The following is a 21272-nucleotide window of genomic DNA, read 5'->3' on the forward strand; positions in this document are numbered from 1 at the left end:
GGCCAGCGGCCGGCACTACCGGTCAGCCGATCACGCGCTTGAACGGCGGCAGCGCGTCGATGATGCGCTTGCCGTAGCGACGGGTCAGCAGCCGCGAATCAAGGATGACCACGCGACCCGTGTCGGTGGAGGTACGGATCAGGCGGCCGGCGAACTGGGTCAGCGTGCGCAGCGCGTGCGGAATCGCGATCAGGTTGAACGCGTTGAGCCCGCGTCCTTCGAACCACTCGCTGAGCGTGGCGGTCTGCGGGTCGGTCGGCACCGCGAACGGCACCTGGGTGATCACCACCGTGGTGCAGGCTTCGCCGGGCAGGTCGAGGCCCTCGCCGAACGAGTTCAGGCCGAACAGCACCGAGCCCTCGCCCGCCGCGACGCGGCGCAGGTGTTCGTCGATCAGCCGGGTCTTGGACATCTCGCCCTGCACCAGCACCTGCTTGCGGCGCGCGGCCGGCATCAGGCCGGCCACCTTCTCCATCTTCCAGCGCGAGGTGAACAGCACCATCGAGCCCTTGGCCCAGTCCAGCTCGGTGTCGAGGTAGCGCGCCACTTCGCGCGGATGGCCTTCGCGATCATCCGGTGTGACCGGGAACTTCGGCACGATCAGCTCGGCCTGGTTGGGCAGGTCGAACGGCGAGGACAGCGAGACCATCTCGGCCTCTTCGGGAATGCCGTTGTCGATCGCCAGCGACTGGAAGTCGCCGCCGCCGGTCAGCGTCGCCGAGGTCATCACCACCGAATCCACTTCGTCCCACAGCAGCTTGCGCAGCACGTGCGCGGCCGACACCGGCGAGCCGTGCAGCACGAGGTCGCCGTCGCGGGTGGCCGTGACCCAGCGCGCCATCGGCGGCGCACCGTCCTTGTCCTCGCGGCGCCAGGCCTGCCACAGGTTGTACTGCTGCTCGATCATTTCCAGCGCCATGCCCAGGTTGCGCTGCAGGCGCTCGCGCGCGGCATCGTCCGGCTTGCCCTTGGCCACCTGCGCGGTGGCCGCATGCGCCCAGTTGTAGAGGCTGCGGGTATCGTCGGCCAGCGCTTCGATCGGCTCGCGCCAGGCCTCCGGCAAGCGACCATTGGCGGCGCGCCACATCGGCTCCTCGTCGGCCGGCGCCGGCATCCACACCCGTTCGATGTGGTCACGGAAGGCGCGCAGCTGCTTGGCCACGTTGCTGGCCACCTCGATCGCTTCGTTGGGCAGCAGGTTGCCGAGGCGGTCCTTGTCGACCGCACGGTAGGCGCCGGCAATCAGGATCTGCAGGCGGCCGGTGCGCTTGGCCATCTCGTCCAGCGCCAGGCTGGCCGCGCCCTGGTCGATCGCCACGTTGCCGATGTGATGGCCTTCGTCCAGTACCAGCAGCATGTCCGACGGCGCCGCGATCAGCGGCTGGCCATTGTCGCTGTCGCCGATCGACAGCGCCGACAGCAGCAGCGCGTGATTGGTCACCACGATCTGTGCGTCGCGCACCGTATTGCGCGAACGCAGCACCGCGCATTGCGCCGAATAGGCGCAGCGACGCCCTGCGCAGCCCGAGGCCGGCGTGGTGATGCGGCTGCGCAGGCCGGGGCTGATGGTCTCCGGCGCGTTGTCGATGTCGCCATCCCAGCTGCCGCCGGTGAAGGCATCGGTCAGGCGCTTGGCAATGTCCATCTCGATCGGCGCCAGCGGCCGGTCGAACAGCGGCGCGTCATCCTCGAACATGCCGCCCTGCGAGCCCTCGCCCTGCGCCTCGGCAGCATTGCGCGTGCACAGGTAGCGGGTACGGCCCTTGGCCAGCGCCACGGTCGCTTCCAGGCCGGTGGCCTTGAGGAAATTCGGGATATCGCGCTCGACCAGCTGCGACTGCAACGCCACGGTGCCGGTGCTGATCACCAATTTCTTCTTGCTGGCCAGCGCGATCGGCACGCCCGCGGTGAGGTAGCCCAGGCTCTTGCCGACGCCGGTCGGCGCCTCGACCACGCCGACACCACCGCTTTTCGACAGCGCGCGCGACACCACGCCGATCATCTGGCTCTGCGAGCGACGGGTGGAAAAGCCGGGGGTATTGGCCTGCAGCGTCGTGTACGCCTTGCGGATCGCGTCCTTCAAGGGGTCATCGAGCGTGCGCGGAGCGGCGACGGTTTCGGTCACGCCGGGAATTACCGTGGCTGGATCAGGCCGGTCATTGTCGCATGGCCGGCGACGTCCGCCGCCGCTGGCACCCTGAACGGGGCAGCGACGACGCCCGGCAGCGGGATGAACACGCCGGGCGGTACAGGCGACGGCCCAGGGCCGTCACCGGGGCGTCACTGCACCGGATTGCCGCGCAGCCGCAGCAGGCGCACCAGCGCCCATACCAGCAGCACCACGCCGATGGCCTCGACCATCGCCAGCGCGAAGTGCAGCACGCCCAGAAGGGTGCTCAGGCCCGACACGGCACTGAAATCACCGCTGCGGATGATCCACATCGGCAGGATGCCCGCCGCCATCCCACCGAGGCTGGACAGCAGCAACAGCAGCAGGCCGACCAGGGCGCCGGTCCGGGTGGCGTCGCGCGGTGCACCCACCACCCAGACCAGGCCAACGCACAGCGCAATCAGTATCGGCAGGCGCACGCCCACCATGCTCAGCACCGTCACCAGCAGGGTTGCGTTGTCCATGGCTCAATCCTCGCCGGCCAGTACCGCCGCACCCTTGCGCAGCGACTGGTAGACCTCGTCGGTCTGCGGGCGCACGCCGTGCCACTGCAGGAAGCTCTCGGCGGCCTGTTCGACCAGCATGCCGAGGCCATCGACGGTATTGCGGCAGTTCGCCGCGCGCGCCCAGGCCAGGAAGGCGATGGCCGCCTCGCCGTAGTTCAGGTCGACGGCGGTGGTCATCGAATTGACCAGCGACAGCGGCAGCTTGAACTCGACATCGCGGTCGCGGCCGGCCGAGGTGGCGTTGACGATCAGCTCGAAGTCGCCAAGGTCGCGCAGATCTTCCCAGTAGCGGCTGATCGCGCGGCCCGGTTCGCCCATCGCGTCGATCAGTTCATCGGCGCGTTCCGGCGTGCGGTTGACCACCACCAGCTCGGTGATGCCGGCATCAAGCAGCGCCGGGGCGACGCTGCGTGCGGAGCCACCGGCACCGATCAGCAGCATGCGGCGGCCACGCAGGTCCAGGCCGTGGCGGTCGGTCAGGTCGCGCACCAGGCCGATGCCATCGGTGGTGTCACCGTGCCAGCGATCGCCCTTGCGCAGCAGGGTGTTGACCGAGCCGGCGCGGCGCGCCCGTGCGGTCAGCGTGGTGCATACCGAGAACGCGGTTTCCTTGTGCGGCAGGGTGACATTGGCGCCGACACCGCCTTCGGCGGCAAACGCCTCCAGGCCGGCCAGGAACGCATCCGGGGCCAGGTCGATCGCGCGGTAATCCACCGCGATGCCTTCCTGGCGACCGAACGTCGCATGGATCTGCGGCGACTTCGAGTGGGCAACGGGGTGTCCGAAGACGGCGTAACGGTCGGTCATGGAATCCTCAAGCTGGCTAGACTGATGCTCTTTCGTGCACGGACCCGGATGATGCGCATCACCCCTCCCCTGCTGGTGCTCGCCGCCAGTCTACTCTCTGCCCCCGTGGCGATGGCGTTGAACGAGTACGGCATCGAAGGCATGGGCGTGGTCTCGACCCGCGCCGACGAGGGCCGCGCCACGATCAGTGCCGATGGCCAGCGCATCGTGTTCGCGCGCCGCAGCGAGGCGGGCTGGGGCCTGTGGGAAGCGCGCGTGGCCGATGGCCGCTGGCAGCAGGCGCAGCCCCTGCCGGTGGGCGTGGCCGGTGAGGCCCGCGATCCCTACTTCAGCCGCGATGGGCGCTGGCTGCTGTTCGCGGCCGGCCGCCAAGGCACGCTGGCGGTGTATCGCGCTGCATTGACCGCCGATGGCCGGCTGGGCACTGCGCAGGCCCTGGCCGGTGATGGCGGGCGCCAGGAAGAGCGCGGGCCGGCCCTGAGCGCGGATGGCCGGCGCCTGCTGTTTGCCCGCCAGCAGGGACGTGGCGCCGGCTGGGACCTGTTCGTGGCCGCGCTGGACGCCGAGGGCAGGCGCAGTTCCGTCACCGCACTGAGCACGTTGAACAGCACCGAGGACGAGACCGACGCTGACTGGCTCGGCAATGATGGCGCGGTGGTGTTCAGCCGCGGCAGCGGCGCGACCGCGCAGGTCTGGAGCAGCGGCTGCGCATGGAGCGGCGTGGCGCTGCAACCGCTGGGGCTGTCGTTCAACCAGGCCGGCGGATGGACCGGCGCGCCGGTGATCGACAACGCCAGGCCGGGCGAGATGCTGGTCGCCAGCAGTGCGGCCAAGGCACCGCGTGCCGGCGGCGTGGATGTGTACCGGTTGGCGGTACCGAAGGTGGCGGCGGTGCCCGGGTGCGTGCAGTAGATCCACGCCATGCGTGGATGATCGTTTGGTAGATGCCAACCTTGGTTGGCATGCAGGAAAGTGCCAACCAAGGTTGGCACCCAGCGTGGACGATCGTTTGGTAGGTGCCGACCTTGGTCGGCACAGAAGCAAAACCGCCAACCAAGGTTGGCCACTACCAGAGCATCGCCGTCAGCGCGACAACACCCTGGCGCGCTGCCGCTCGTACTCGACCTCGCTCAGCTGGCCGTTGTCCCTGCGCTGGTTCAACGCGGCCAGTTCGGCCTGCACGCTGTCCGGCAGCGCCTGCTCACGGGCCACGTGGCGGGCCGCCGACAGCTGCTCCGGCGGCCGCTTGCCGGCCCGCCAGGCCGCGATGAAGACACCGACAATGATGGCGCCGAACACCAGCGTACCGATGCCCCAGATCAGCCATTGCATCCATCCCAGTTCGGGGCCCATCGCGCATTCCTCCGTCTATCGTCGCGCTATTGTCAGCGCTCGCGCAGCCATCGCGCCACCTGCGGCGCGAAATAGGTCAGCACGCCATCGGCACCGGCCCGCTTGAAGCCCAGCAGCGACTCCATCACGCAGGCGCGCTCGTCCAGCCAGCCGTTGGCGAAGGCGGCCTTCATCATCGCGTACTCGCCGCTGACCTGGTAAGCGAAGGTCGGCACGCCGAACGTCTCTTTGACCCGGCGTACCAGGTCCAGGTAGGGCATGCCTGGCTTGACCATCACCATGTCGGCGCCCTCTTCCAGGTCCAGCGCGATTTCGCGCAGGGCTTCGTCGCCGTTGGCCGGGTCCATCTGGTAGGTCTTCTTGTCGGCCTTGCCGAGGCTGGCCGCGCTGCCCACCGCATCGCGGAACGGGCCGTAGAACGCCGAAGCGTACTTGGCCGAATAGGCCATGATGCGCACGTTGATGTGGTTGGAGGCATCCAGCCCGCGGCGGATCGCGCCGATGCGGCCGTCCATCATGTCCGACGGCGAGACGATGTCCGCACCGGCCTCGGCATGCGACACCGACTGCTTGACCAGTGCGTCGACGGTGATGTCGTTCAGCACGTAGCCCTTGTCGTCGATGATGCCGTCCTGGCCATGCGTGGTGTACGGGTCCAGCGCGACGTCGGTCATCACCCCCAGTTCCGGGAAACGCGACTTCAGCGCGCGGATCGCCCGCTGCGCCAGACCGTCCTCGGCCCACGCCGCCGACGCGTCCAACGACTTCAGCGACGGGTCGATCACCGGGAACAGGTCGATCACCGGAATGCCCAGCTCCAGCGCTTCTTCGGCCACCTTCAGCAGTTCTTCGATCGACAGCCGCTCCACGCCCGGCATCGACGGCACCGCGGTGCGGCCGGCAAGCTCGTGCACGAACACCGGGTAGATCAGGTCGTCGGTGGTCAGCGTGTTCTCGCGCATCAGGCGGCGCGAGAACTCGTCATGGCGCATGCGGCGCGGGCGGTAAAGCGGGTGGGACATGGCAGGCTCCGAGGAGTGGCTATTGCAACAGGTAACCCTGCGGCAGCAGGGGTTCGGGCAAGGGGCGTTCGCCGAGCGCGTCGAGCTGGTCGATCTCGATCGTGCGTACCAGCGCGTCCAGCGGCAGGTCGTTCGGCTCCAGGCCGAACGGGTCTTCCATTTCCTCGCCCAGCTGGTCCAGGCCGAAGAAGGCGTAAGCCAGCACCGCCGACAGCACCGGCGTGCCCCAGCCCAGCGAACTGGCCAGGCCGAACGGCAGCAGCACGCAGAACATCCACGCGCAGCGGTGCAGCAGCAGGGTGTAGGCGAATGGCAGCGGGGTGGTGAGGATCCGCTCGCAGCCGGCCTGGATCGACGACATCGCGTGCAGGCGCTCCTCCAGCTGGGCGTAGAGGATCGGATTGAGCGCACCGGCACGCAGGGCCTGGGCCAGCTCGGCGGCGATCATCGCCAGCAGCGCATCGGCCACGTTCTCGCGCTGGCCCAGCTGTTCGCGCTGCGGCTTGTCCAGCCAGGGCAATGCCGCCAGGGCGACGATGCGTCCGCGCAGGCGCGCCGCCAGCGCATGCGCGAAAGCAGTGGTGAGGTAAGCAATGCGGCGGCGACGGCCGGTGTCATCGGCCAGCAGCAGGTTGACCTGGCGGGCCAGCGAACGCGATTCAAAGACCAGCTGGCCCCACAGCTTGCGGCCTTCCCACCAGCGCTCGTAGCAGGCGCTGTTGCGGAAGCTGAGGAAGATCGACAGCACCAGGCCGAGCAGGGTGAACGGGGTCACCGAGACGCGCTCGATGCCGGTCGGCGGCGCCAGTTCCACCACCGCAGCCACTGCGATGGACAGGATCAGGATCGCCAGCACCTTGGGTGCGATCGCTTTGACGATCGAACCGCGCAGGATGTAGAGCAGTTGCCAGCCGTGGGGACGGGGTCGGATGATCATGGGGCAGCCGCGCCGGGCGCGGATTCACAGGCACGCGGGGGGCTCGCGCAGCCATTCATTGTACGCCCCCGCCCGGCTGTGGGCCGTGTGCCTGCGACGCCCTGTCGCACCCGGGGACGGGCTCAGATCACGCCGCCGCCCAGGCCGAGACGGAGGATGCCGACCACCACCACGATGCCGTTCAGGACCAGCCCGGCCCAGGCCCGCCCGCGCTTGCTCGGGTGGGTGAACAGGATGCCCAGCGCGGCGATCACCGCGCCGACGGCAGCGAACGGGATCAGGAACCAGTTGCCCCAGCCCAGCAGCGGAATCAGCGCCAGGATCATCCACAACAGCGCCAGTACGCCCCACAACAGACTGATCACACCCATGCCGCTCTCCCGCCGTTGGTTCCTGGGCCCACCATAGACGTTCCCGCCGCTGCCGCCTACTGCCATTGGCGGGGCTGTCACCAGGGCCGTGCTAGCGTGCGGTGGTGCGTGCCCTGGCCCGGGTGTTGGCCCCGATTCAGAGTGGCCCGCCGATGATCGCAACCAGTCCTGCAGGGGTGATGCCATGAACATTCGTTGGGCCGCGTTGGCGGCCATGCTGCTGGCCGCCGCCGGTTGTGCCAGTACCTCCAAGGTGATGCTGGGCCGTGCCCGCGCGCCGATCGACCCAGCCCAGGTGCAGATCTATTCGACGCCGCCGGCCGGCTCCCAGGAAATCGCCCAGCTGGAATCGGCGTCCGCGGTGGGTTTCGGCACCCAGGGCCAGACCGATGCGGCGGTGGCACGCCTGAAGCGCGAGGCCGCGGCGCTGGGTGCCAATGGTGTGGTGCTGATGGGTGTCGGCAGCAGCGGTTCGCCGGTGGGCATGTCGGTCGGCGCCGGTACGTTCGGCTCGCATGTCGGTGGCGGCGTCGGCATCGGCATTCCGACCACGCAGAAGCGCGCCGCCGGTGTCGCGATCTGGGTACCGAATCCGCAGCCGCCGGCACGGCTGCCGACGCAGGTGATCACGCCGCCACCGCCGCCGCAGCGGTGACGCGACTGCGCCACCGCCGGCACTGCCCGGCGATGTTCAGCGCTTGTACTTCGGCACGAACACCTTGTTCACTGCATCGGCCAGCTGGTCCGGCGGCAGCAGGCCCTGGTCGAGCAGGAAGTTGTTGAACGCCAGGCGGTCGAACCTCGCACCCAGCGCCAGCTCGGTCTGCATGCGCAGCTCCAGGATGCGGGTATAGCCGTAGAAGTAGCTGCCGGCCTGGCCCGGCATGCGCACCATGTAGCGATCCAGTTCCTGGGTGGCCATCGCCTTGGACAGGCCGACCTGCTCCATCAGCACGCGCTCGCCGTTGGCACGGTCGGTCAGGCCGAGGTTGAGCATCGGGTCAAGCATCGCGCGTGCGGCGCGCAGCAGGCGGAACTGCAGCGCGATCATCTGCCCGTCCAGCGGCTCGTACGGCACCATCTCGGCTTCGGCATACAACGCCCAGCCTTCCACGTTCACCGAATTGAACGCGAACATGGTGCGCGCCAGCGAGATGCCGCGCTCGACCATCGCGGTGAACTGCAGCTCGTGGCCCGGGCGGCCTTCATGCGCACTCAGCGTCCATGCCGCTGCCCCGAAGTTGAAGTCGTCGTACTGCGCGCCCGGGCCCGCGGCCGGGTTGCCCAGCGGCAGCACGAAGGTGCCCTGCTGCCCGGTGTTGTTGACCAGCGGCGCCGGCAGGAAGTGCGGGGCCGGGCTGGCCGCGCTCTCGGCGGCCGAGCCCAGGCGCATCTGCATCGCGCGCTTGGGCACGTCGACGATGGCGTGCTCGCGGATCAGCGGGTCGATCGCATCGATCACCTTGCGGTAATGGCCTTCCAGATGATCGTCAGCGATCTTGTCGGCCTTCAGCGCGCGGATCACCGCCACCGGGTCACTCGGATCGGCCACCTTCAGGCCCTTGTCCTTCACCACCAGCGGCGCCAGCTGCTGCATCGCCGAGCGGGTTTCCATGAACTCCAGCTGCGCACGCTGCATCAGCAGCTTCGGGTCGATGTCGATGCCCACCTGCTTGAGCTGGTACGCATACAGCGGCGCCGGCAGGCGCGCGTCGGCACGTGCCTTCGGCAGCACCTCGGTGCGGGTCCAGGCCGCGTAGTCCTTCATCTGCCCGGCCAGGGTCTTCATCGCCTCGTCGGCGCCGGCGATCTGGTACTTCTTCAGCAGCGACTCGATGCCGGTGATGTAGGTCTCGACGTTGTCCAGCGACTGCTGCACTTCGATCTTCGTCGGCTGCAGCAGCGTGCTGTCCTTCAGCCGCTCTTCGTAGCGCTGGCGGGCCAGCGTAGTGAAGGCGGTGCCACCCGGCTGCAGGCCGGCATAGGCCTTCAGGCGATCGACCGCCTTGGCCCGGCGCTCGGCCGGCACCTGGTCGGACAGCAGCAGGTTGAGGCCGCTGAACACCGTCTGCGGTGCGTCGCTCCACGGCAGCAGGTACTTCTCGTTGAGCTCGCTGCCTTCGATGTTCTGGCTGGCGGCATGGATCATGATCTCCAGGTCCTGGCGGACGTTGGGATCCTGCTCGGTGGCCAGCTTCGCCTTCAGTTCGTCGCGTGCCTTGGCCATCGCGGCGCGGTAGCGCTTGCCGTTGTCGGGGCCCAGGTCGGCCACCTTGTCGTCGTAGCCGGGCACGCCGAAGAAGCCGGTTTCTTCCGGCTGGAACGGCCCCTGCGCATCCAGCAGGATCTGCGCCAGCGCATTGCTGCGGGCGACCCAGGCCGGGCTGGCCGGGGTGGTGGCCTTGGCGGCGGGTGCCGCCAGCGCCGGCGGTGCGGACAGCAGCGGGGCGGCAGTCAGGGCCAGGGCAACGGCCAACGCGATCGGCTTCATGGTGCACTCCAGGACAGGGTTGCCCGCACCCTACGCGTTCAGTGCGGCGGCGACAATCGGCCGGAGGTCACAATGCGGCGGTCAGCGGGCACTCGCCACGATCACGGCAGGCCTGCAGCTCGCATTCGTGCGCCGCTTCATCATCATCCAGCGCGGTCAGGTCGAAGGTCTGCTTGTCCTCGGCCAGCACGTACATCACCGGGTAATCCCACACATCGTCGCTGCGGGTGCCCTTCACGAACAACCGGCCGTGCGCGTGCGGCCCTTCCAGCGAGACGGTCAGGCCGACATCACGCTGGCCATTGATCGCGGTCTGCATGCTGCCCAGCGGCATCGACCCGGCACGCAACGGCTCGCCGAACGCGTCCACCAGCTCGATGCTGCAGCCGGCGCGGCGCAGTGCTTCGCGCATCGGCGGGCTTCCGCGCGCCGCCTCGCTCCAGCCCAGCACGCTCCAGGCCACCACGCCGGCGACCGTGCCCAGCACCAGCACCACGGTCAACGGCATCGCCCAGCGCCAGTGGCGGCACCACCAACCAGCAGATCGCTGCTGATGGGCGGGAATCGGCGGTGGCAGGGTCATCGGCGGGCTCCTTCCCGGCTGCGGATCAGGGTTTCAGGCAACGTCCCAGGAAGGCTTCGGCCACGCGGTAGCGATGCAGCGCATCGGCACCGGACAGGCCATGCTTGGCACCCGGATAGGTCATCAGTTCGAACGGCTGGGCACGCTTCTGCAGCGCGCTCATCAGGCTGGTCGAGTTGGTGAACAGCACGTTGTCGTCTGCCATGCCGTGGATCAGCAGCAGCGGCGAACGCAGGCCCTCGATATGGGTCAGTACGCGCGCTTCGCGGTAGCCCGCTTCATTGCGCGCCGGCAGATCCATGTAGCGTTCGGTGTAGTGGCTGTCGTACAGCCCCCAATCGGTGACCGGCGCACCGGCCACGCCGCAGGCGTACTGGTTCGATGCCTTGGCCAGCAGCATCAGGGTCATGTAGCCGCCGTTGGACCAGCCCTGCACGCCGATGCGTGCCGGGTCCACCCACGGCTGCTGCTTCAGCCAGGCCACGCCGCGCAGCTGGTCGGTCACTTCCACCGTGCCCTGCTTGCCGTACAGCGCGCCGCCGAAGTCACGGCCACGACGCGGTGTGCCGCGGTTGTCCAGCGAGAACACCACGTAGCCCTGCTGGGCCAGGTACTGGTTGAACAGGTGATCACCGCGGCCGGGCCAGCTGTCGGTGACGGTCTGGCTGGCCGGGCCACCATAGACGTACACCGCTACCGGATAGCGCTTGGACGGATCGAAGCCGGCCGGCTTGATCAGGCTGTAGTTCAGCGGCGTCTTGCCATCAGCGGCGGTGAGCGTGCCGAACTCGATCGGGCGCTGCGCGTCACGGTAACGCGCATACGGATGCTTGGGATCGGCCAGGTCGTTCTCGAGCAGGGTGGCGATCTTCTCGCCATTGGCACGGAACAGCTCGATCTGCGGTGGCGTGCTGCTGTTGGACCAGCTGTCGACATAGACACTGGCGTTGCGCGCGAAGCTGGCGCTGTGCATGCCCGGCGCCTTCGACAGCCGCTGCGGCTCGCCGCCCTGCAGCGACACCGCGTAGATCTGGCTTTCGCGCGAGGTCTCGATGCCGGCGCGGAAGTAGGCCTTGCCGGCTTTCTCATCGACCGCCAGCAGTTCGTCCACCGGCCAGTTGCCGCGGGTCAGCGCGGTGGCTTTGCCCTTGCTGTCGATGCGGTACAGGTGCTGGAAGCCGGTGCGCTCGGACGACCACAGCACGCTGCCGTCTTCCAGGAAGCGCAGGCTGTTGTGCAGCGGCACCCAGGTCGGGCTGGTTTCGTGGGCGAGCACGCGCTGGCGGTTGGAATCGAGCGCCACTTCCACCAGGTCCAGCTGCTTCTGGTCACGCGACTGGCGCTGGAAGCTCAGGTGCTGCGCATTGCGCCAGTCGACGCGGGCCAGGTAGATGTCCTGTTCCTTGCCCAGGTCGACCCAGCGCGGTTGTGCGTCGGCGGCCGGCGCGATCACGCCCAGCTGCACGCGCACGTTCGCGTCGCCCGCGGCCGGATAGCGCTGCTCGATCACGTCGGTGCGGTCGGCATAGACTTCGTAGCGCTTCTGCACCGGCACCGGCGATTCATCGATGCGCGCGAAGGCGATGGCCGAATCGTCCGGCGCCCACCAGTAGCCGGTGTGGCGGTCCATCTCTTCATCGGCGACGAATTCGGCCACGCCGTTGCCGATCGTGGTGCTGCCGTCGCGGGTCAGCTGCAGCTGCTTGCCGCTGGCCAGGTCGATCACCCACAGGTTGCGGCCGCGGATGAAGCTGACGAAACCGCCCTTCGGCGACAGCTTGGCGTCGGTGGCGAAACCCTCGCCGTGGGTCAGCTGGCGAACCGCCGCCTGGCCCTGCTGCTTCAGGTCATAGAGATACAGTTCGCCGCCGAGCGGGAACAGCAGGCGCTGCGCGTCCGGCGACCACTGGTAATCGACGATGCCGGTCATCGCGGCGATGCGCTGTCGCTCGCGGCGGGCCTTTTCCTCATCGCTGAGGGTCTCGGTGCCCGGCCGCACCACCTTGGAGTCGACCAGCAGGCGGGTCTGGCCGCTGCCGATGTCGTAGGTCCACAGGTCCAGCTGGTTGCGGTCGCTGTCCTTGCCGCGCAGGAAGCTGACCTGCGAACCGTCGGGAGCGACCTTCGGCTTCATCAGGGTCGGGCCGGACAACGGCAGCGGGCCGGTGATGGCTTCCAGGGTCAGCTTTTCAGCGTGGGCGGCGGTACTGGTGGCGAGCATGAGGGCGAGCGAAGCGAACAGGTGGCGCATGAAGAATCCCGGCAAACGGCAGGTCCGCCCACCACGATGGATGCGGGGCGGTCGTCCCCCATCCTAACCAAGCCCGTGCAGGAAGACAGCATGACCTTTTGCCCATAAGGCCTGCCCGTATGGGGTGCCGACCAGCGGTCGGCACCCACCGTCCCGGGTCAGCGCTGGCCGAACAGGTGCCTGCGTTCTTCGTCGCTGAGCGGCTTGCCTGCGTTCGGATTCACCTGCTGGCGCAGGGCGTAGGCGCGCTGGGTGGCCGGGCGCGCGGCGATCGCTTCATGCCAGCGCTTCAGGTTCGGGAACGCGGAAAAATCGACGGGGATCTTGTCGTAGGCGCCGATCCACGGGTAGCTGGCCATGTCGGCGATGGTGTATTCATCACCGGCCAGGAAGGCGTGCTGGGCCAGGCGCTTGTCCATCACCCCGTGCAGGCGGCGCACTTCGTTGTCATAGCGCTCGATCGCATACGGGATCTTCTCCGGCGCGTACACATTGAAGTGACCCATCTGGCCGCTCATCGGGCCCAGACCGGCCATCTGCCAGAACAGCCATTCCAGGGTGGTGACGCGGCCGCGCGGGTCGCTGGGCAGGAACTGGCCGGTCTTCTCGGCCAGGTACAGCAGGATCGCACCCGACTCGAACACGCTCTGCGGGGCACCGCCATCGGCTGGGGCCTGGTCGACGATGGCCGGCATCTTGTTGTTGGGCGAGATCGCAAGGAATTCCGGCTTGAACTGGTCGCCCGAGCCGATGTTGACCGGGTGGATGCGGTACTCCAGGCCGGTTTCCTCCAGCAGCAGGGTCACTTTGTGGCCGTTCGGGGTGGGCCAGTAATACAGGTCGATCATGGCGGCGGCTCGGGGCGCGGAAAGGAACCTGGAGTCTAGTGCGTGAGTTGGGTTGGCACCGTCATGGCGGGCCGGTAACCTCGCGGCTCCCCCGAAACGCACTGTCCTGCATGAGCCACAGTCCTCGTCCCCTGTCCCCGTTGTCCTCGCTGATCTTCGCCTCGCGCTGGCTGCAGCTGCCGCTGTACCTGGGCCTGATCCTCGCCCAGTGCGTCTACGTGTTCCTGTTCGGCAAGGAGCTCTGGCACCTGCTGTCCCACTCCGTCTCGATGGGCGAACAGCAGATCATGCTGATCGTGCTGGGCCTGATCGACGTGGTGATGATCTCCAACCTGCTGGTGATGGTGATCGTTGGCGGCTACGAGACCTTCGTCTCGCGCCTGCGCCTGGAAGGCCATCCGGACCAGCCGGAATGGCTGAGCCACGTCAATGCCAGCGTGCTGAAGGTGAAGCTGGCGATGGCGATCATCGGCATCTCCTCGATCCACCTGCTGAAGACCTTCATCGCCACCAGCGCGCTGAAGGGCCTGCCGCTGTGCAAGCCGGAACAATGGGCCGCCGCGGTGTCGTCGGCTTCGACCAGCTTCTACAGCGCTGGCGTCGAGACCTGCACGACCATGACCCAGGAAGGCGTGCTCTGGCAGACCATCATCCACTGCGTGTTCATCCTGTCGGCGATCGGCATCGCCTGGACCGACAAGTTGATGTCCAACAGCCACAGCAAGCCGCACGACAAGGCGAACGATCACTAAGGCCGTCGCCGGCAGCGGCCTGACCGCCGTTGCCTGTCCCGGCCACCGCCCCTTGTACGCGGCGGTGGCCGGGATGCTAGATTGCACCCTCGCCGTTGCCGGCGGTGGCGTCGGGAAACGTCACCCTGCCGCGCCCGGACCGCAGGTCCCGGCCATGCATATCAATGATTTACGTCACGTCGTCTTCTAGAGGGGAGCAGGATGTCGCACGTCTCAATGATCACCGCCGCGCGCCGGTGGCTGCCGGTTGCCCTGGCACTGGCGCTGGCCGCCTGCTCGGGCAAGGAGGAAGCTCCGGCTTCCGCGCCGGACAAGGCACCAGCCGCTGCTGCACCGGCCGCTCCGGTGGTCGCTGCCAAGGTGCAGTCGATGGGTACCGAACAGCTGCGCGAATCGGCCAGCCAGGCGCTGCGCGAGAACCGCATGTACGCGCCGGCCGGTGACAACGCCATCGAGTACTACCTCGCCCTGCGTGACAAGACGCCAGACGACGCCTCGGTGAAGAGTGCGCTGACCGACCTGCTGCCCTACACCCTGATCGCCGCCGAGCAGCATCTGGCGCGCGAGGATTACACCGAGGCGCAGCGCCTGGTGGCATTGATCGAGAAAGTGGATGCGTCCGCGCCGGCCCTGCCGCGCCTGAAGGAAGGCCTGGCCAAGGGCGTGCAGAACGCCGCCAAGCGCACCGAAGCGGAAGCCGAAAAGGCGAAGAAGGACGCCGAGGACCGCAGCAAGCAGCAGACCGAGCAGCAGCGTCTGACCGAGCAACGCGCCAAGGAAGCCGATGCCGCCAAGCAGATTGCCGCGCAGCAGGATGCCGCACGCCGCGACAACGAACGGCAGGAGGCCGAGCGCCAGGCCGCCGCCCGTCGTGAAGCCGAGCAGAAGCAGCAGCAGGCCGCCGCGCAGCAGGCCAGCGCCGCACGCCAGGCTGCAGCCCCGGCCGCACCGACCCTGCGCCCGGTCAGCACGCCGGCGCCGCGTTATCCGGGCGAAGCCCTGCGCTCGGGCACCTCGGGCGAAGTGCTGGTGGAGATCACCGTCGGCACCGATGGCTCGGTAGTGAACGCACGCGTGCTGCGCGCGACACCCGGCCGCGTGTTCGACCGCGAAGCTCTCAATGCAGTGAAGCGCTGGCGCTTCGAGCCGGTCAGCGCCCCGGTTACCACCCGCCGTACTCTGGTGTTCGCGCCGGGCGGCTGATGCCGCGGCAACGCCGGGCCACGCCCGGCGGTCTGGATCAAGGCCCGGCATGCCCGGGCCTTGTGTTTTTCAGGCTGCCGCGTCGATCAGCCGTTGCAGGACCGGATCGCGCGCCGTCATTACCCTGAAAAGGCCTAGCGCGTGCAATGCCGGCAGCAGATCGCGAAGATCGACCTCTGCCGCGGCACGGGTGGCAGCACTGCCCGCAGGATCCTGCCAGTCGCGCACGCTGGCGAGGAAAGCGCCGACGCTGCCCTTGCGCACGGTCAGGCCGTTCACGTGCACGTCGTCCTGATGATCGGGGAGGATGTCCTGCGGTTTCATGGGAATGGGCTCCTTGGAATGGGCCGCCAGTCTCAGGCTTGCAGTTCGACCGTTCTGCCGTATAACTGCCAACGTATATGGCAGATCAGCCAACCCAAGTGCCTTTGATCGATCCCGCACTTGCCGATGCGGCCACAGGGCCGTGGCTGCTGGGCGTACAGCTGACCATGCCGGGGACGCGACGCACGCCGCGTCACCAGCACGCACGCGGGCAGCTGCTGGGTGCGCGCCGCGGCCTTATGAGCATCGAAGCCGGCGACCAGCACTGGCTGCTTCCGGCGGGACACGTAGCGTGGGTCCCGCCTCGCCTGCCGCATGCATTGGCCAGCCTCGGTGACTTCGACGGCTGGAGCCTGTACTTCAGTACTTCGGCCTGCGCGCCATTGCCCACTGTACCGCGCGTGTTCCAACCCAGCATGCTGCTGCAGGCGGCGGTGCCACGCGCTCTGCAGTGGAGGCACGGCGCATTGGGGGATGCGCAGCTGAGGCTGGCCGGAGTAATTGGCGATGAGATCGCAGCTGGTCTTCCGTTGCCGCTGGCACTGCCGCAGCCACGCGATCGCCGCCTGCGACGGATCGCCACCGCGCTGGCCCGCGCGCCACATGATCCGCGCAGCGTGCAGGACTGGGCCGCTGCCAGCGGCCTGTCTGGCCGCAGCCTGGCTCGCCATTGGTTGGCCGAAACGGGCATGCCGCTCAGCCACTGGCGGCAGCGGTTGCGCGTACTGTTGGCATTACCGCGCCTGCTGTCAGGCGAAACGGTCATCGAAGTCGCGCTGTCGATGGGCTATGAAACACCCAGTGCATTCATCGCCGTGTTCAAGCGCGAGATGGGGGTGACACCGGCACGCTATGGTGCGGGGTGAGACTTGGTATGGTGGACCGGAAAAGGGCCGGCCACACCAGAGATGCTACTCCTCTGGGCGCCACATCATCCGCTCCTTGTGGCGTTCCATCGCCCGCGCATAGATGTCCGGATCGCTGGCAAATTCAGCCATGAACCTTGGCTCTGGAAGTCGATAGGGATCCTCAGGATCAATCTGGCATTCCGCCTCGATCTCAGGTGGGAAGACCGGCCTGCGGCAGGTCTTGAAGGTCAGCCACCGGCAGAGCGTGAGTGCGCCATAGACCGGGAACATCAGGTTGGTACGCAGCGGCATCAGTGCCGTGCCCATCATCAGGATGACCATCAGCCAGCAGTTGCGGATCGTTGGGTCCGACGAGAGCGTGATAACCCTGTCACGTGGGTCGTCGTAACAGTTTTCCGGGCCGTCCTGCATGTAGCGGCAGATCAGTGCCCATTCCTCGAGAATGTGATCGTCGTGATGCCAGAAGTGTCCGACGGTGAAGGTCTGCTGTATCTGCTGATTGCGATCAAGCAGGTGGCACCTGAGATCACGCAGCTCACGATTTTGCGCGCCCCGGCCGATATGGAAGAAGGCGTAAGGCGAACCCCAAGGCACGACGGTCACGCCGCCAGGGCCGTTGTACCTGAAGAAGTAGATCTTGCGGGTGATGCGATTGAAGCGAACCGGATAGTGCGTGTACTGGAAGATGTCTTTTCTGAGAACCATCCACCAGCATACGAAGTTTGCCGCAAAAACGACTACGGTGATGACCAACAGATGTGGCCATAGGCCCGCTATCCCCTCTCTCATTTCAGAGGACTGGATAAACAAATTCACGTTTACGCCAGTAAAGAAGATGACCATCAGCGAGGCGGACAGCGTCGCGGCCATACCCTTTACTTTGAAAGACCTGTCGACGAAATCGATGTACTGCGAATTCATCGCAATCAGACCGAATGCATCGTCGGGCGAGAACTGCGACGGAATGTCATGCCTCAACTCCGAACTGCGCTCCGGGTGGTTCAACCGTCGTCCAACGGGGAAGCGTGGCTGCCATCCTGTAAGCACTATGCGGACCTCTGAAGATTTTTCATCGAAGCCAGTTGATCTTCAACCGTCGAGAAAAAGCCAGCATCATTGCCGCCAAAGTGAATCGTTTTGTCCATCCACCGCTCAACTTCATCAGGCTTGAACCACCCTACGACGACCGTCACGACAGCCGCGACAAGCATCAGTATCAGTGCAAGTGGTATTGCCGCGCCCCAAAGCAACAACCCGGCAGCAACCATCGTGGCGATTCCTCCAGTAATCATACCAATGCCGTAGACCGCATCGAGCTTGAAGTCCCTCACGCCCTCGTAAACCGTGAGTCCACCCAACACCATGCCAGCAATCCCACTCAACCACCGCCCCGACGCGTAGACGGCTTCTGCACGAGTCTGAGCATAGGCCGCCCATCGCCCCATCGGCTCGGCAAGCTTCTGCGAGAACCAAGGCAACTTGGATCCCATCTCCCCCAGCAGCATCGCCGAGTCTCCCACCAGCGCACCCACGCCCGCAGCAAAGTTGGCGCCCAACAGTGGGCGCTCACGCGGCAGTGCCTTGCTGTACTGCCGGCTCAGCTCGGACAGGCTGGCGGAGGCAAACACCAGGCTGGCCGTGCCATAGGCGTACGAGGTGCTGCCCAGTTTGGCGAAACTACCGCGTATGGCGTCATACATATCCACCGTGGTCAGCGTTCGTGACAGCTCTGCATGGCGCGACGTTCCGGTGATCACCGCTTTCGCGTTCAGCGCCTTGAACAACCGCAACTGGTCGCTGTCCACCAGGGCAACGAGGCCGACCCTGAAACGCTTCCCTTCCATATCCGCATCAGCCGCGGCAACGGCGTGCGCGGCGAGGGCGCGCGCCTGGCTGGCCGCGTTCAACCCCGCGCGCTCACTGACGGCCATCGCCAAGGCATTCCGTGCGCGCTTTGGGGTCGTATGTCCGCTCAGGTCCACCAACTCAGTGCCCGGCGACGCCGACTGGGCGAGTGCGGTCAGCATTCCCACCTGCATGCGGGTGGGCAACAGCATGGCGCCGCCTTCGAATACCTTGCCAACACCGCCGCCGATCATTCGTGTCAGTGGCCCGGATAGCTGCTCCACCAGCCGTGCCGTCCCCTGGAACATCGCACTCAGCTTTCCGGAGGACTCTGCATCCAGCAGTGCTTTGAGCGCATTGGACAGGCCGTTGGCCGCTGTCAGCCAGTCCCGCGTGCCCGGTGCAACACTCGCCTTCTCGATGGTTTCCCTCCAGGTCTTCAGCAACGCATCCTGGTTCCACATCTGTGCTCGCAGGAGGATGGCTCCGGGGTCCTGCACATCATCCTGCTGCAGCCGCTCAAGCAGGTAGCCCATGATGAGGCCGCGCGAGGCTGAGTCGCGCAGCAGATTGGTCACGACTTCCTGGTAGAGCACCCCGCTGGTGCTGTCCTTGCTGTCGTAATTGCTCTGCATGTGCTGCTTGAAAGAAGGCGCCTGCCACCATGCAATCATTGCCCGATCCAGATCGGCCACGGTGTCCTCATGGAACCGCGCCTGCGCGGGGGCGTAGATCGTCTCCAACCAGTGGGTATGCGCATCGACCTGGCGCAGGTGACGGCTGTACTTTCGCCAGGACTTGTCGGCCTGGGCCAGCACCGCCTCCTCATCCTCAACCGCAAATATGTCGTGATTCCACGCTTGCAGGGGCCTGGCCAGCTGCTCCGCATTGGTCTTCCCGCCCAGAATGCTGACCACGCCACGACCGAACATGGCGGCCTCTCTGCGGCGGTACGCGACATCCTCGAATGCGCCACGCCGGACGGCGCCCTCTATCAGTGAGATGGACGACGCAGACTCAACCCTCTCCCGCCGCTCAGGCTCCGCCTCCCATTCGAGAATGCGTTCGATTGCGAGCTGGTTGAGATCGGAAATGATGCCGATCGGATCGTCCAGCGCCACCAGCGCAGGCAGCGATACCTGCGGATGGCCGGCAGCGATGCCTGCCTGCGCGATCAACTGGTCGACCTGTGCAGTCGAGTAGTTCGCCCACTGATCCAGGCTGTACTCGAATGCATGCACGCCGGGAACTGCGTTGATCGCCGGAATGCCCTGCACTCCCCGATCATTGCGTGAGACTGTCAATGTCGTGGATGGCTTGGCGAGATGGAGTTCGGCTACCAGGGCGGGAGCTTGCCCCAGTTCGGCAAGGTGTGGCTGCGGCTGCCCACTGCCCCGCCACGCGGCAACATCAATGCATCGCATATGCTGCTGGCGGTAGGCAGCGTCCTGATGCCTCCGCCACACCCTGCGCGTCCACGGTGCGCTGCTGTAGGCCAGCCACAACAGGGTTGCCTGGGCGGCATCGGGCACGATGATGCATTTGGACAGCAGCGTTTCGCCGTGGCGCGAGCACCTCGCCGGCTGCGTATCGTTCTGCGGCGGCGGGGTCTGGTCGCGGATGTCGAACGCACTGAGGTCGCCGTATTCATTCAACTGCCATGCCCTCCACTCATCGCGCGCCTGGTGGTAGCTGTAGACATAGCCGCCGCGCAGCAGGCGAAGTGCATAACGTGCAGACACTTCCGGCAACGGCTGCTCGCCCGTAACGCCATCGAATGGCGCTTGCAGCACCGGCGCTGCCTCACGGACCTCCGCATCTGCCCGCGCCACCGCGTAGCGCGCAAGCAGCAGCGGCAATCCGGACGTGATGCAGTTCGGGCAGTAGTCGGGATCGCTTTCGAGTCCAGTCATGCCGCCTCCGTCTGCAGACCGTGTTGGCGTCCCAGCTCGCAGGCCATGCGATAGGACATCCCCTGCTGGTGGACACGCGTGAGCCGCAGGTTCAGTGCCGCCTGCTCGGCCGCATCCCCGGTGCCGCGCAGTCGCTGGCACGCATACGCCTGCTGATCGTCCAGATCCTGCAGCCCCATGCTCTGGGCCTCGCCGATCGCCTGAAGCACCGCAGGCAGCAGCGTGCTTGCATGGCCGCCCCTCTCTTCGGAAAGATCTCTCAGGCAACCATTGATGCAGGCGACCTGGGCCAGAACACTCCACTGGTCTGGATGGATCAATGGGCCGGGCGGACCCTCGGCAGCCGGCCGCGGGTGTGTACGCCACGTGTTGCCCAGCGGCTCATGCCAGGTCCATGCCGAGATCGGTCCCATCAGCTGTGCCATCTGCGAAGGACCCAGCAGCCACCGAAGGTGTCGGAACACCCGTGCGTCGTGGATGCGGAACAACACCCTTCCAGCATGCGGTCGCAGAAGGGCCATCCGGTTCATCAGATGGTTTCGGACCCGGTCCGGTACGTCACTCTCAAGCAGGGTGCAGAACAGCGGCCGGCCGCGATCACGCAGCTGGGCATCGGCCCGCTCAAGCAGTTCAAGCCGCGTCTGCCAAGGCAGTGCATGCAGTGGCACCAGCAAGGGGGGATTGTGCAGTCGCCTGCACAGCAGCGGTGGGTTCAGCGGTTCGACGGGAAGATCGGCGAACTGTGCGGCAGCAACCTGCGTCGGATCGACGATGCCATGCGTCTGCGCGAGGAAGGTGCGGTGTCCCATGTCGACAGGGGCCGCGTCTGGTGAGTCCAGGTCCATTGGATCACGATGGGAAAGTGTGATTCCACGGTAGGACCCTGCACCTGAGGCGTTAAGAGGCAGACGCGACAGTTCGCGCAATCGCTCCGCTTTTGCAACTTTTCGTACGGCGGTGCCGACGCCCTGCTGCCGGACACGACGAGGCCCGGAATGACCGGGCCTCGCTTCAGATCCGCCGGGCG

General features: G+C 66.8%; 20 protein-coding genes. 5 read left to right on the forward strand and 15 right to left on the reverse strand.

Going from position 1 to position 21272, the window contains the following annotated elements:
- Positions 1–22: 22 nt before the first annotated feature.
- The 3 genes from dinG to aroE form a co-directional block, all read right to left on the reverse strand.
- The gene (gene dinG / locus O0J73_RS06020) at positions 23–2125 is read right to left on the reverse strand and encodes an ATP-dependent DNA helicase DinG (protein WP_197564970.1); all 2103 of its coding nucleotides are present in this window, start codon (positions 2123–2125) and stop codon (positions 23–25) included.
- A 155-nt stretch (positions 2126–2280) separates the two neighbouring features.
- On the reverse strand, positions 2281–2634 hold the full coding sequence (locus tag O0J73_RS06025) for a hypothetical protein (protein ID WP_308308231.1): 354 nt from the start codon (positions 2632–2634) through the stop codon (positions 2281–2283).
- A 3-nt stretch (positions 2635–2637) separates the two neighbouring features.
- Positions 2638–3483, reverse strand: coding sequence for a shikimate dehydrogenase (gene aroE, locus O0J73_RS06030; RefSeq protein WP_308308232.1), 846 nt, complete (start codon positions 3481–3483; stop codon positions 2638–2640).
- Positions 3484–3531: 48 nt separating this feature from the next.
- Between aroE and O0J73_RS06035 the strand changes: the two genes are divergently transcribed.
- A complete protein-coding gene (locus tag O0J73_RS06035) occupies positions 3532–4395 on the forward strand; it encodes a hypothetical protein (RefSeq protein WP_308308253.1) in 864 nt (287 codons plus the stop codon).
- A 171-nt stretch (positions 4396–4566) separates the two neighbouring features.
- Here O0J73_RS06035 and O0J73_RS06040 read toward each other — a convergent pair whose 3' ends face one another.
- The 4 genes from O0J73_RS06040 to O0J73_RS06055 form a co-directional block, all read right to left on the reverse strand.
- Entirely contained in the window at positions 4567–4836 is a 270-nt protein-coding gene (locus tag O0J73_RS06040; RefSeq protein WP_308308233.1) for an SHOCT domain-containing protein, read from the reverse strand.
- A 32-nt stretch (positions 4837–4868) separates the two neighbouring features.
- Positions 4869–5858 (reverse strand): porphobilinogen synthase, encoded by a 990-nt coding sequence (gene hemB / locus O0J73_RS06045; protein ID WP_133935866.1) that lies wholly within the window; start codon positions 5856–5858, stop codon positions 4869–4871.
- A 19-nt stretch (positions 5859–5877) separates the two neighbouring features.
- On the reverse strand, positions 5878–6795 hold the full coding sequence (locus O0J73_RS06050) for a bestrophin family ion channel (RefSeq protein ID WP_006475754.1): 918 nt from the start codon (positions 6793–6795) through the stop codon (positions 5878–5880).
- 122 nt (positions 6796–6917) lie between these two features.
- Positions 6918–7166 carry a hypothetical protein gene (locus O0J73_RS06055; protein ID WP_006475755.1) on the reverse strand — a complete coding sequence of 83 codons (249 nt, stop codon included), beginning with the start codon at positions 7164–7166 and terminating at the stop codon, positions 6918–6920.
- A gap of 184 nt (positions 7167–7350) precedes the next feature.
- Between O0J73_RS06055 and O0J73_RS06060 the strand changes: the two genes are divergently transcribed.
- Positions 7351–7821: a hypothetical protein gene (locus O0J73_RS06060; RefSeq protein ID WP_133935868.1), complete on the forward strand. Its 471-nt coding sequence runs from the start codon at positions 7351–7353 to the stop codon at positions 7819–7821.
- A 36-nt stretch (positions 7822–7857) separates the two neighbouring features.
- Here the strand turns inward: O0J73_RS06060 and O0J73_RS06065 are convergent, their stop codons facing one another.
- The 4 genes from O0J73_RS06065 to O0J73_RS06080 form a co-directional block, all read right to left on the reverse strand.
- The gene (locus O0J73_RS06065; protein WP_308308234.1) at positions 7858–9657 is read right to left on the reverse strand and encodes a DUF885 domain-containing protein; all 1800 of its coding nucleotides are present in this window, start codon (positions 9655–9657) and stop codon (positions 7858–7860) included.
- 67 nt (positions 9658–9724) lie between these two features.
- Positions 9725–10240: a cytochrome c oxidase assembly factor Coa1 family protein gene (locus tag O0J73_RS06070; RefSeq protein WP_308308235.1), complete on the reverse strand. Its 516-nt coding sequence runs from the start codon at positions 10238–10240 to the stop codon at positions 9725–9727.
- Between the two features lie 25 nt (positions 10241–10265).
- Positions 10266–12491, reverse strand: coding sequence for a S9 family peptidase (locus O0J73_RS06075; RefSeq protein ID WP_308308237.1), 2226 nt, complete (start codon positions 12489–12491; stop codon positions 10266–10268).
- Between the two features lie 158 nt (positions 12492–12649).
- Positions 12650–13339: a glutathione binding-like protein gene (locus O0J73_RS06080; RefSeq protein WP_006475826.1), complete on the reverse strand. Its 690-nt coding sequence runs from the start codon at positions 13337–13339 to the stop codon at positions 12650–12652.
- Between the two features lie 110 nt (positions 13340–13449).
- Here O0J73_RS06080 and O0J73_RS06085 point away from each other — a divergent pair, with 110 nt between their 5' ends.
- Positions 13450–14091 (forward strand): TIGR00645 family protein, encoded by a 642-nt coding sequence (locus O0J73_RS06085; RefSeq protein ID WP_197564993.1) that lies wholly within the window; start codon positions 13450–13452, stop codon positions 14089–14091.
- Positions 14092–14292: 201 nt separating this feature from the next.
- On the forward strand, positions 14293–15294 hold the full coding sequence (locus O0J73_RS06090; RefSeq protein WP_006475839.1) for an energy transducer TonB: 1002 nt from the start codon (positions 14293–14295) through the stop codon (positions 15292–15294).
- 69 nt (positions 15295–15363) lie between these two features.
- Here O0J73_RS06090 and O0J73_RS06095 read toward each other — a convergent pair whose 3' ends face one another.
- Positions 15364–15618, reverse strand: coding sequence for a hypothetical protein (locus tag O0J73_RS06095; RefSeq protein ID WP_006475840.1), 255 nt, complete (start codon positions 15616–15618; stop codon positions 15364–15366).
- A 77-nt stretch (positions 15619–15695) separates the two neighbouring features.
- On the opposite strand from O0J73_RS06095, the gene O0J73_RS06100 reads away from it, so the two are divergent.
- The gene (locus O0J73_RS06100; RefSeq protein ID WP_053451109.1) at positions 15696–16484 is read left to right on the forward strand and encodes a helix-turn-helix transcriptional regulator; all 789 of its coding nucleotides are present in this window, start codon (positions 15696–15698) and stop codon (positions 16482–16484) included.
- A gap of 45 nt (positions 16485–16529) precedes the next feature.
- Here the strand turns inward: O0J73_RS06100 and O0J73_RS06105 are convergent, their stop codons facing one another.
- From O0J73_RS06105 to O0J73_RS06115, 3 genes are read right to left on the reverse strand one after another with little or no spacing between them, the layout of a single operon-like run.
- Positions 16530–17492 (reverse strand): DUF6708 domain-containing protein, encoded by a 963-nt coding sequence (locus O0J73_RS06105; protein ID WP_308308238.1) that lies wholly within the window; start codon positions 17490–17492, stop codon positions 16530–16532.
- Positions 17493–17533: 41 nt separating this feature from the next.
- A complete protein-coding gene (locus O0J73_RS06110; RefSeq protein WP_308308240.1) occupies positions 17534–20245 on the reverse strand; it encodes a T6SS effector BTH_I2691 family protein in 2712 nt (903 codons plus the stop codon).
- Positions 20242–21090: a hypothetical protein gene (locus tag O0J73_RS06115; RefSeq protein ID WP_308308241.1), complete on the reverse strand. Its 849-nt coding sequence runs from the start codon at positions 21088–21090 to the stop codon at positions 20242–20244. The genes O0J73_RS06110 and O0J73_RS06115 overlap by 4 nt, the downstream gene beginning before the upstream one ends.
- Between the last annotated feature and the right edge of the window lie 182 nt (positions 21091–21272).

The organism is Stenotrophomonas sp. Sm6012 (genome assembly GCF_030985895.1).
Classification (GTDB): Bacteria; Pseudomonadota; Gammaproteobacteria; order Xanthomonadales; family Xanthomonadaceae; genus Stenotrophomonas; species Stenotrophomonas forensis.